General features: G+C 36.2%; 14 protein-coding genes and 1 rRNA gene. 13 read left to right on the top strand and 2 right to left on the bottom strand.

The annotated features are described in order from the left end of the window. Positions 1-102: 102 nt before the first annotated feature. The 10 genes from LRP83_RS19035 (at position 103) to LRP83_RS19080 (ending at position 8,475) form a co-directional block, all read left to right on the top strand. A complete protein-coding gene (locus LRP83_RS19035; protein WP_230498291.1) occupies positions 103-942 on the top strand; it encodes an energy-coupling factor ABC transporter ATP-binding protein in 840 nt (279 codons plus the stop codon). After that, positions 918-1,787 (top strand): energy-coupling factor ABC transporter ATP-binding protein, encoded by an 870-nt coding sequence (locus tag LRP83_RS19040; RefSeq protein WP_230498292.1) that lies wholly within the window; start codon positions 918-920, stop codon positions 1,785-1,787. The genes LRP83_RS19035 and LRP83_RS19040 overlap by 25 nt, the downstream gene beginning before the upstream one ends. Continuing rightward, a complete protein-coding gene (locus LRP83_RS19045) occupies positions 1,784-2,581 on the top strand; it encodes an energy-coupling factor transporter transmembrane component T family protein (protein ID WP_230498293.1) in 798 nt (265 codons plus the stop codon). The genes LRP83_RS19040 and LRP83_RS19045 overlap by 4 nt, the downstream gene beginning before the upstream one ends. A 12-nt stretch (positions 2,582-2,593) precedes the next feature. Continuing rightward, positions 2,594-3,331 carry a tRNA pseudouridine(38-40) synthase TruA gene (truA, locus tag LRP83_RS19050; RefSeq protein ID WP_230498294.1) on the top strand — a complete coding sequence of 246 codons (738 nt, stop codon included), beginning with the start codon at positions 2,594-2,596 and terminating at the stop codon, positions 3,329-3,331. A 179-nt stretch (positions 3,332-3,510) separates the two neighbouring features. Continuing rightward, positions 3,511-3,948, top strand: coding sequence for a 50S ribosomal protein L13 (rplM, locus tag LRP83_RS19055; protein ID WP_230498295.1), 438 nt, complete (start codon positions 3,511-3,513; stop codon positions 3,946-3,948). Positions 3,949-3,969: 21 nt separating this feature from the next. Continuing rightward, a complete protein-coding gene (rpsI, locus tag LRP83_RS19060) occupies positions 3,970-4,362 on the top strand; it encodes a 30S ribosomal protein S9 (RefSeq protein WP_230498296.1) in 393 nt (130 codons plus the stop codon). Between the two features lie 268 nt (positions 4,363-4,630). Beyond that, positions 4,631-5,647, top strand: a complete 1,017-nt coding sequence (locus tag LRP83_RS19065) for a DUF3231 family protein (protein WP_230498297.1) — start codon at positions 4,631-4,633, stop codon at positions 5,645-5,647. Between the two features lie 162 nt (positions 5,648-5,809). Then, positions 5,810-6,253: a YbaK family protein gene (locus tag LRP83_RS19070; RefSeq protein WP_230498298.1), complete on the top strand. Its 444-nt coding sequence runs from the start codon at positions 5,810-5,812 to the stop codon at positions 6,251-6,253. A 141-nt stretch (positions 6,254-6,394) separates the two neighbouring features. After that, on the top strand, positions 6,395-7,105 hold the full coding sequence (gene cwlD / locus LRP83_RS19075) for an N-acetylmuramoyl-L-alanine amidase CwlD (RefSeq protein ID WP_230498299.1): 711 nt from the start codon (positions 6,395-6,397) through the stop codon (positions 7,103-7,105). A 314-nt stretch (positions 7,106-7,419) separates the two neighbouring features. Next, positions 7,420-8,475: a P-loop NTPase gene (locus tag LRP83_RS19080; protein ID WP_230498300.1), complete on the top strand. Its 1,056-nt coding sequence runs from the start codon at positions 7,420-7,422 to the stop codon at positions 8,473-8,475. Between the two features lie 34 nt (positions 8,476-8,509). Here LRP83_RS19080 and gerD read toward each other — a convergent pair whose 3' ends face one another. After that, complete coding sequence (gene gerD, locus LRP83_RS19085) at positions 8,510-9,136, bottom strand: spore germination lipoprotein GerD (RefSeq protein WP_230498301.1); 627 nt, start codon at positions 9,134-9,136, stop codon at positions 8,510-8,512. Positions 9,137-9,267: 131 nt separating this feature from the next. Between gerD and LRP83_RS19090 the strand changes: the two genes are divergently transcribed. Further along, positions 9,268-9,963, top strand: coding sequence for a KinB-signaling pathway activation protein (locus LRP83_RS19090; protein ID WP_230498302.1), 696 nt, complete (start codon positions 9,268-9,270; stop codon positions 9,961-9,963). Between the two features lie 19 nt (positions 9,964-9,982). Here the strand turns inward: LRP83_RS19090 and pdaB are convergent, their stop codons facing one another. Beyond that, complete coding sequence (gene pdaB / locus LRP83_RS19095; protein WP_230498303.1) at positions 9,983-10,735, bottom strand: polysaccharide deacetylase family sporulation protein PdaB; 753 nt, start codon at positions 10,733-10,735, stop codon at positions 9,983-9,985. A 135-nt stretch (positions 10,736-10,870) separates the two neighbouring features. On the opposite strand from pdaB, the gene LRP83_RS19100 reads away from it, so the two are divergent. Next, the gene (locus tag LRP83_RS19100) at positions 10,871-11,101 is read left to right on the top strand and encodes a hypothetical protein (RefSeq protein WP_230498304.1); all 231 of its coding nucleotides are present in this window, start codon (positions 10,871-10,873) and stop codon (positions 11,099-11,101) included. Between the two features lie 271 nt (positions 11,102-11,372). Continuing rightward, positions 11,373-11,459, top strand: a 16S ribosomal RNA gene (locus tag LRP83_RS19105); the annotation flags it as partial.

The following is an 11,459-nucleotide window of genomic DNA, read 5'->3' on the forward strand; positions in this document are numbered from 1 at the left end:
AATCGTCTTTTGCTATTGGAAGGGGAAGCAGGCTTTTTTTTATACCTTTTAAATATAGAGTTTAGTTGAGTAGGGAAGGTTGAGACGAGGGGATGAGTGATTATGAAGAAGCCGATTGTGGAAATTAAGGATGTAGCATTTCGGTATGATCATCAACCAAGTAGGGCTCTCGAGAATATTCATATGAATATTTATGAAGGAGAATGGCTTGCGATAGTTGGTCATAATGGATCAGGGAAGTCGACACTTGCAAAACTACTAAATGGCCTTCAATTTGCCGAAGAAGGTAGTATTTCTGTTTGCGGGCTTGAAATAAGCGAAGAAAATTTATGGACAGTTCGGAAGCAAATAGGGATGGTTTTTCAAAATCCAGATAACCAATTTGTCGGAACAACCGTTCAGGATGATGTGGCTTTTGGTTTAGAAAATAACGGATTAGCTAGAGAAATTATGGTTGATAGAGTTCATAATTCATTAAAGAAAGTAAAAATGGAGGAATTTCTGAATCAAGAGCCGCACCATCTTTCCGGTGGCCAAAAGCAACGAGTGGCGATTGCAGGCGTTCTTGCCCTGCAGCCTGCTATTATTATCCTAGATGAGGCAACTTCGATGTTAGATCCAGTTGGGCGAATAGAGGTATTAGAAACGGTAAGAAAGCTTAAAGAGGAAAATGTCATGACTGTCATATCGATTACACATGACCTTGATGAAGCAGCTAGGGCTGACCGGATTATTGTGATGAATAAAGGTAAAGTATATCGCGAAGGAACCCCTGAGGAAATTTTTCAAATGGATAAGGAACTATTGGAGCTAGGTTTGGATATTCCTTTTTCAGTGAAGGTAAGTAAGTTACTTAGAGAAAAAGGCATTCCCCTCATTAAGCACCATTTATCAGAAAGTGAGTTGGTAACGGAGCTATGGACATCACATTACAACAAGTAGAATATCGCTACCAAGCTAAAACGCCCTTTGAAAGGCTAGCTATCTTTGATGTGTCCTTTACCGTTCCTTCAGGTACTTATCTTGCTATTATTGGTCACACAGGCTCAGGGAAATCAACAATTCTCCAGCATTTGAACGCCATTTTACAGCCAACAAAAGGTCAAATAGTGGTTGGAGCTAGGAAAATTGAGGCAGGAAAAAAGGAAAAGAATCTAAAGGACATACGAAGAAAAATAGGGATTGTTTTTCAATTTCCTGAACATCAGCTTTTTGAAGAAACAGTTGAAAAGGATATTTGTTTTGGCCCAATGAATTTTGGTGTTTCTGAAGGTGAAGCTAAAAAACGTGCTAGGCAGTCGATTGAACTTGTCGGTTTAACAGAAGATATTCTCGAAAAGTCTCCTTTTGACTTATCAGGTGGACAAATGAGACGAGTTGCGATTGCCGGAGTTCTTGCCATGGAACCTGATGTCATAGTTTTAGATGAACCAACGGCTGGATTAGACCCTAGAGGTCGTAAGGAAATCATGGAACTCTTTTATAATCTTCATAAAAAGAAAGGCCTTTCTACCATATTAGTCACGCATAGTATGGAGGATGCAGCCGAATATGCTGATCAAATCGTGATTATGCACAAGGGAACGGTATACAAGCAGGGGGATCCAGAAGAAATTTTTTCTTCTCCGAAAGAATTAGTTGAGTTAGGATTAAACGTCCCTGAGGTCATTCGTTTTCAAATGCTATATGAGAGTAAAATGGGCATAGAGTTTCCAAAGAAATATCTAAAGCTTGACCAGCTTACTGATGCAATTGCCGCTCAATTGAAAGAAGGTATAGGTTTATGATGGAGAAAATGATATTTGGACGATATGTTCCAATGGATTCCGTCATCCATCGAATGGACCCTCGATCCAAGCTTTTATTAGTTTTTTTATTTGTTTGTATCGTTTTCTTAGCGAATAATTTGCTAACCTATATTTTACTTGGACTATTTACATTATTAATGTTGGGAATGTCTAAAATTCCATTTCGTTTTTTATACGCCGGCTTAAAGCCTGTTGTCTTTCTAGTTATTTTCACTCTAATCTTGCATCTTTTTTTAACAAAAGAAGGTGAGTTATTATTTAAACTTGGTTGGATTGAAATCTATGAAGAAGGTTTAAGACAAGGTATCTTTATTAGTTTGCGCTTTTTTTATTTAATTTTGATGACGTCGCTATTGACGTTGACAACCACACCAATTGAAATTACTGATGGTCTTGAAACTCTACTTAATCCAATGAAAAAGATAAAATTCCCTGTACATGAGATGGCTTTAATGATGTCTATTTCTTTAAGGTTTATACCAACCCTTATGCAGGAAACAGATAAAATTATGAAGGCACAAATGGCTAGAGGAGTAGAATTTTCAAGTGGACCGATTAAAGATCGATTAAAAGCGATTGTCCCTTTATTAATTCCTCTATTTGTGAGTTCCTTCAAACGTGCAGAGGAATTAGCTATTGCAATGGAAGCTAGAGGATATCGTGGTGGGGAAGGTAGAACAAAATATCGTCAATTAGTCTGGACTTATATTGATACAATAATTCTTACCTTTATGGCCATTTTAACGATACTCTTAATTTTATTTAGAACATAGGGATGTATGGAAATGCAGAGACTAAAATGTACAATGGCATACGATGGAACTGATTTTTTTGGTTATCAAATTCAGCCGAATAATCGAACGGTTCAAGAGGAAGTAGAGAACACACTGAAGAAATTGCATAAAGGGAAAGACGTAAAGATTTTTGCATCAGGTAGAACAGATGCGGGTGTTCATGCTAAAGGCCAGGTATTTCACTTTGATACCCATCTCGATATTCCCGCCGAGAAATGGCCAATAGCTCTTAACTCCATGCTTCCTAATGATGTGGCTATACTTGATGCTGAAAAGGTTGAAAATGAATTTCATGCCCGTTTCGATGTAAAGGGTAAAGAATATCGTTATTTTATAAATCCTGCAACCAAACGAGACCCCTTTAGCCGAAACTATTCAGCTAGCTTTCCATTTCCTGTTGATGTCGTAGCCATTCAAGAAGCAATGAAATCTCTAGTAGGAACTCACGATTTTACAAGCTTCTGTTCTGCAAAAACGGAAGTGGAAGATAAGGTAAGGACCATATATGAACTTGAGCTTATAGAAGAGAATGGATTACTAGTATTCCGTTTTGTTGGTAGTGGCTTTTTGTATAATATGGTAAGGATTATATCGGGAACACTTCTAGAAGTGGGGAATGGCAAACGTATGTCCAGTTGTATATCTGAAATAATTGAAAAAAGAGATCGAATATATGCTGGGAAAACAGCTCCTGCACAGGGATTGTATTTATGGAAGGTAAATTATTAAATAATTTTTTTCAATAACAACCCTCCCTGGTGTAACATTTTCTTGACATATGATTGTAGAAGTTATATTATAGCATATGGTATGTTATATATCCCCACAAATAAGCCCCGGAACTTATCTGTGATTAAAAATATACGAAACCAATTTTCATTAAAGGATTATTTATAGGAGGGAAAACCATGCGCACAACATTTATGGCGAACGCACAAAATATCGAACGTAAATGGCTAGTTGTAGATGCTGAAGGTCAAACTTTAGGTCGTCTTGCAAGTGAAGTAGCAGCTATCCTACGTGGTAAACATAAACCAACTTTCACACCAAACGTTGACACTGGTGATCATGTAATCATCATCAACGCTTCAAAGATACATTTAACAGGTAAAAAATTAACGGATAAAATTTATTACCGTCACACAATGCATCCAGGTGGATTAAAGCAAAGAACAGCTCTTGAAATGAGAACTAACTATGCTGAAAGAATGCTTGAGCTTGCGATCAAAGGAATGCTTCCAAAGAATTCTTTAGGACGTCAAATGTTCAAGAAATTACACGTATATGCAGGTCCTGAGCATAAGCAACAAGCACAACAACCTGAAGTTTACGAACTTCGCGGATAATTTTTAGGGGAGGTTATTAACTTGGCACAAGTTCAATATATTGGTACAGGCCGTCGTAAGAGTTCTGTTGCACGTGTACGTCTAGTACCTGGTAACGGAAGCATCATTATCAACGATCGTGAAATTACAGAATACATTCCATTCGAAGCATTACGTGAAGTGGTTAAACAACCATTAAATGCAACTGAAACTTTAGGTGCATACAATGTGCTTGTAAATGTTAAAGGTGGAGGTTACACTGGTCAAGCTGGCGCTATCCGTCATGGTATCGCTCGTGCTTTACTACAAGTTGACCCAGAATACCGTCCAACATTAAAGCGCGCTGGTTTATTAACTCGTGATGCACGTATGAAAGAGCGTAAAAAATACGGACTTAAAGGTGCTCGTCGTGCGCCTCAGTTCTCAAAGCGTTAATTTTTCGTTCGAAGACTCTCTACCATTTTGGTTGGGGGTCTTTTTTTTGTGGAAATTTACTGAATTTAGATAAGATACGGTATGAATGGAAAAATTAGAGTGTATGAATAAGTACTTGATTCGGACTGGATAAGCCAGAAATAGATCAAGAGTAGTACGAATTTTGTTTTCTGAAGGAAAGATAGCCTCACTTTTTGTAAAAAATGGTATAGGGATTTAAAGCAAAGGAGATGGTAAAGGTAAAATAACTATTTAAGAGGACGATATAATGGAAAATAACAGTATACGATTAACAGCCCCTGAAATCACAAGCCTTTGGACCCAATATATGTTTGAAACGATGTCTATTTGCTTTATTAAATATGCCCTTGAACATATTGAAGATAAGGATATATATAAAATATATAAGACAGCTTTAAATCTTTCAGAAAATCATGTCCAACAAATAATAGTCTTCTTTAATGGAGAAAATTATCCTATTCCAAAAGGTTTCACGGAAGAGGATGTAAATGTTCTAGCTCCACGTCTTTTTCAAGATCCCTTTTACTTGTACTACATTTATATAATGTCTCTTCAAGGATTAACAGGATATGCACTGTCAGTGGGTACTTCTATCCGTTCTGATTTAAGAAAATATTACATAGCTTGCAATACTGAAACAATGATGCTTTATGAAACAACTATGGATACACTGCTTACGAAAGGTCTTTTCTCACGGCCACCAGTTATTTCACCACCTGAAAAAATTGATTTTGTTAAACACCAAAGCTTTCTAACAGGATGGTTTGGAGAACGTCGCCCATTAACAGGTATGGAAATAGGAGATATTACCTTTAATATGAATAAGATGAATCTACATGTGGCTTTAAAGGTTGGATTTAGCCAAGTCGCAGCTTCTGACAAAGTTCGTAAATTTATTAAAAGAGGTATGGAGATTTCCAATAAACATCTTGGAATCTTTTTAACAATCTTTAACGAGGAAAAGCTCAATTCCCCAGTATCCTGGCAATCACTTGTGACTGATTCGACAAAAACGCCTTTTTCTGACAAATTTATGATGTATCAAGTGCAATTATCAACACAACTCGCCATTGCTTTTTATGGTGCCGCATTGAGTGTTACATCAAGAAGAGATTTGGCTTTACAATATGGTTTACTCACTGCTGAACTTGCAAGATACGGGGAAGATGGGACAAACCTCATGATTGATAAAGGCTGGCTAGAAGAACCACCTAGGGCTACTGACCGAAGAGCGTTAACAAAAGGAAAAATAGATGATCAGTAAGTGGTATTGTCTAGTACCTCAGTTTTCGGACTGAGGTTTTATTAATTACTGGACTTAATTTAAATTTATGAAAATATTCGTTCCATCATAATGAAATATTGGAAATGGAATTTACGGATAGTCATCGCTTATGGTTAAAGACTATTTTTAAGAGGTGAGAATATGAATGTCATTACTTCTCTTAAAGATAAAAGAAGAGATAAACAAATTAAGTATGAACGTACCATTCTTCGTGACTTATCAATAAATATGCTAAAAGCACGTGTCCAACGTTTATTCGGCTCAACAAGCTTTACAAAAAACTTATTAATGCAAAATGGAATAGAAGAGGCTTGTTATGATGTTGCCATTGAGGCCTATCTGCTTGGAGCGAAATTTAGTAAATTTGGCTATTATGGAGAATCGATGGAATCCATTCGGATGCGTTGTGCCACCGAAGAGAAACATTTTGCAGATACCTTATACAATTTTATCTTATATTGGGGCTCTTTAGATGAAGGTATGTTTAATGAGTCACTCTACTTTATATGTGAACAATATGTAAGTGAGTGGTGGGTCGAGGGCTTCAAAAAAGGAGAACTAAGATATAAATTGCGTCTTCATTAATAACATATGTTCATTGGCTAACATCTCGAGGGAAATCTTTTTTCCTCGAGTTTTGGTCGATTAACTATTTAATGTTCTAAAATTCTTTCCTGTCCCATATAGTGAATTGACAAGGGACGAGCAGGAAGGAATGGTTACTTCGTGAAAAAGAAACTCAAAATAGGTGCATTTTCGGTTGGTTTGCTTTTGTTGTTTTTAATTTTGCAGTATGACTTTATGGAGAATGATTCATGGAACTCATGGAATTTGCCTCTATCTGGAAAGATTATTTTGATTGACCCTGGACATGGTTATCCAGATCCAGGTGCTGGACCGAAGGATGCTATTGAAAAAGACATTGCCCTGAAGGTTTCATTAAAAATGAAAGACTATCTTCAGCAGCAAGGTGCTCTCGTAGTCATGACCAGGGAAACAGACACCGATCTAGCAGACCCAGGTTTAAAAGGGCTTAGTAAAAGAAAAGCTCAAGATTTAAAGCGAAGAGTAGAAATGATAAATGATCCACAAGTGGATTTCTTTTTAAGTATTCATCTAAATGCGATACCTGAACCACAGTGGAGAGGAGCACAAGTCTTTTATGCACCTCAATTTATTGAAAATAAAAGGGCTGCAAAGTTAATACAGGCTGAACTTCGCCGTAACTTAGAAAATACTGATAGAGAAGCAAAGCCAATGAATAGTACGTATATGCTTAAACATGCACAAAAACCCGGTGTATTGGTTGAAATTGGATTTTTATCAAATCCAGCAGAAAAAGAATATTTAAAATTAGATAAATACCAGGAGAAAGTAGCTGCATCGGTTTACAATGGAATATTAAGGTATTATTCTAATGAGGATAAACAAGACTAAGAGGGCTACTTTTTGGCACCTCTTTTTCAATTAAGTTCTTTATCGAAGGCTCTTTTCGTAAACATTGTTGCTAATGCATATAAAATAGCAAACAAAATCATAGATTAGCACAAAAAAACTTGAAACAATGACGAAAAGATGCCCCGAAGCCTTAATAAATACGGGTTTAAACTTAGTTCGAAAAGCAACAATCTTTGCGAAAACAGCCTTATCGAAATATAAATGCATTTTGAAGTGTGATTCAGATAACAGTTAAAGTGATATATTATGCTATACTGTATATTGGTAATGTATTCTAAAGATGGGGGTTTATTATGTTAACAGAAGCAAAAGTTCTAGAAGTGCTAAATGGAATAAAGGAGCCCTTTTTACATAAAGCGTTAGGTGAAATTAATGCAATTGAAGAAATTAAGATAAAAGAAGAAAAGAATCATGTGAGCGTAAAAATTGCGATAGCCAAAACAGGTACAGCAGAGCAATTACAACTTCAAACACAAATTGTTAACGTATTAAAAGAAGCGGGAGCAGAGTCTGTTGGGTTAAGATTTAGCCAGTTACCTGATGAAGAGTTATTAAAGCATCAAGTTGCGAAGCCAGAAGAAGACAAAGGCCTATTAAGTGCCGGAAATAAAACGACGTTTATTGCTATCGCAAGTGGTAAGGGTGGAGTAGGAAAATCTACTGTCTCCGTTAACCTAGCTGTTTCATTAGCACGATTAGGAAAAAAAGTTGGATTAGTCGATGCAGATATATACGGTTTTAGTGTTCCTGATATGATGGGAATAACGAATAGACCAGTAGTGAAAAATGAAAAAATTCTACCAGTCGAACGTTTTGGTGTGAAGGTTATTTCAATGGGCTTCTTTGTTGAAGATAATGCACCAATCATTTGGCGTGGACCTATGCTAGGGAAAATGTTAAATAGTTTCTTTAATGAGGTAGAATGGGGAGAATTAGATTATTTACTTTTAGATTTACCGCCTGGAACTGGGGATGTGGCTTTGGATGTTCATACGATGCTACCAACTTGTAAAGAAATTATCGTGACAACACCACATGCAACTGCTGCCTTTGTAGCTGCACGTGCTGGTGCAATGGCTCTACGTACAGACCATGAAATTTTAGGTGTAGTGGAGAACATGTCTTATTTTGAAAGTAAACTAACAGGTGAGAAAGAATATGTGTTTGGACAAGGTGGCGGAGAAAAACTTGCTGACGAGCTTCAGACAGAACTTTTAGGAAAACTTCCTTTAGCACAACCAGATGTAAACGAAAAAGATTTTGCTCCATCTGTCTACCAGGTAGAACATAAGTTAGGTAAAGTCTACTTAGGAATAGCTGAGAAAGTAGTAAGTCTTCTCGAAAAATAAAAAAAGAGGCTGATTTGATCAGCCTCTTTTTATTTCATCCACCACTGCCACTGCCGCCGCCGCCGCCGGATCCTCCCCCACTTTTTCCTCCATCGCCACTTTTTGATTCATCACTTTTGATTTCTTCGGCCGCTTTAATTAAGATAGCCTGCATTTTAACCTTGAACAAGGGACTCTCGAACGTCTCGGTCACTACCTTTTGTAAATGTTCCCGATATTCTTTACTTTTTAAGACAGTAGTTAATTCTTTTTCAAGTTCAGGATCCTTAAGTACTTCAACCATCATTCCACGATATTCAGGATCCTTCATTAAATCCTTTAAAAGTGCTTCATTTTCCTTTTTCATACTTTTGGCAATACTCTCCGCAAATTTAGGATCTTCAAAGTTCTTTTTCCAAAAATCGGCCCCCTTATCAGAGGTTAATGTCTTTTCAATGGTATCGGTCACTACCTTTTGATCCATCACAAGCTTTTCTTGCATTTTTTCATCGGACATTACTTCTTGAATTGCTTTCTTCCCGTCATCTGTTTTAAGTATATCGACAACCATTTTTTTTGTTTGCTCATAATCTAATTCTCCGCCACTATCTTTAGTCCCTGTACAACCCGAGAGAACAATGATCATTAAAATTAGGAGTAGCAGTTTTTTCCCTTTTAACATAGCCAAGCTCCTTTCACATATTAATCCTTACTGTTAGGATGAGAAATTGGCGTGAAATTATTCAACCTAGATTTTTTTATCTTGGATTGGTACAATCAATTGAATGGAATAACTTTTTGGAGGAAATGAACGTGACAAGCCGAAATTTGGTAAGGTTGTTCTTCTCTACACTTTTACTAGGTGGAACAGCAACAGGAATAATAGGATTTTTTGTGAGATGGGATGAATTTAAACCATATTTTTTAAATTTCCAATTAATCGACATTATAATGGCATTGTTTTGGTTATTTGGCGTTGGGCTTATTTTTAGTGTTTTAAGTCAAATGGGCTTTGCCGCTTATTTAACCGTTCACAGATTTGGACTAGGTATTTTTAAGTCCCTTAAATTATGGAACTCGGTGCAGGTTATTTTAATTCTCTTTGTAGTATTTGATTTAGTCTACTTGCGCTATACTGCCTTCTCAAAGACCGGAGATAGTATTGTTCCGTATATTGCATTAGCTATTTTTGTTCTTGCAAGTGGTTTAGTAGTAGCTTATATAAAAGCTAAACAGACTAATAAAGAGGCTTTTATTCCTGCTGTATTTTTTATGGTGGTTGTTACTACACTTGAATGGGTTCCCGTTCTTCGTGTTAATGAAGAAGGCTGGGTATACTTAATGTTAATTTCTTTATTAATTTGTAATGCTTATCAATTATTAATTCTTCATAAGTTAAACGAGAAATCTTCATTAGAAAAACAACAAAAGTCAAAATTAGCTAGCCCTAAAATTCCAAAAACAAAAGTAAATAACCCTAAGCAACAAAAAGTAAAGCCATCCAAATAAGGATGGCTTTATTTTATACCTATTTTATTTCGATGGACCTTGCATTACCATTCGCTATCATTCCTGATACAGTAACAATCTTTAATCCTTTATTGTCTAAATCATTGAGGATTGAAGGTAAGGCTTTTACTGTTTGCTTTGCAGAATCAGATGCATGTAAAAGAATAATATCGCCTTTTTTGGCAGCTTTAACATTTGTTGCGATGGTTTCTGCTCCAGGATTTGTCCAGTCTTTCGAATCGACACTCCAATGAACAACCGTGTAACCTAAATGTTCTGCTGCTTTTAGGGTTCTTTGATCAAAATGCCCTGTTGGAGCTCTCAAAAGCTTTATATCCTTTATATTGAGTTTACCAAAGGCAACTTGAGCTTTAGAAATATCCTTTCTAATCTCACTTTCTTCTAACTCAGAGTAGTCTACATAGGCATAGCCAAGCATACCTATTTCAAACCCAGACTTGACCATTTTTGACACTAAATCTGGGTGTCTCTCTGCCCATGCACCTGATAGAAAGAAAGTAGCAGACTTAATCCCTCTTTTTTCTAAGAGGTCAAGGATAGGTGCGGCTTTCTCATCTCCCCAGCCAATATTAAAGGTGAGGGCAACATCCTTTTCACCTCTATAAACAGCTTTAGGTCCATCCTGAGTTGAAAACACTGGTGAGTAGGCCCTATTCTCAATATAAAGAAAAAAAGCAGTAATAAAGGCAAGTACAACAATTAGAATCATTTGTTTTAAAGCTTTTCCATTCATGACTAAAAAGAAATTCATTAACTAATCACCTCGTCCAAAACACTTCTTGTCTCATTTTTATGCAGAGATTTCACCGTTATGAACATTTTTTATTATAAAATTCATTAAATTGGAAAACACTACATAAACAAAGAAAATTTTGGGGGTTTTCCAATGTTAGGAATGTTAGTAAATGAAAAAGAAGTAAAAGAAATTCAGTATTTAATTAAAAGGGAGATGGACGAAATATTATTTGATTTAAAGGATGAGCGGATTGATCATATTGTGAAAAGAGCAATGGAAGAAAGATATAAAATTTTATTTTCTTTATTTAAGCGTGTAGCTTCTCCAAGTGAGTGTTTGAAATATATTAGAAAGCAGCGAAGCAAAGCTAACAAAGGATAATTTAAAAATAATTTTTAAAAGTAGTTGATTTGAAGATGTTATTTTGGTATATTAATAAACGTCGCTGCTGAGCAATTCTCAATACGAATTATCGTAATGAAAAAGTTGTTGACAGTGATAATGTGTTGTGTTAAATTAATAAAGTCGCTTTTGGGCGATAAAAAATTTGCTCTTTGAAAACTAAACAACCAAACAATAACAAATTAAGTGAAAACTTTCTTTTAGGAAGTTGGAACTAGCCAGAGTAAACTTTATGAGCTAATCAAACACTTTATTGGAGAGTTTGATCCTGGCTCAGGACGAACGCTGGCGGCGTGCCTAATACATGCAAGTCGAGCGAATCATTGGGAGCTTGCTC

The organism is Pseudoneobacillus rhizosphaerae, from assembly GCF_917563885.1.
GTDB lineage: Bacteria > Bacillota > Bacilli > Bacillales > Cytobacillaceae > Pseudoneobacillus > Pseudoneobacillus rhizosphaerae.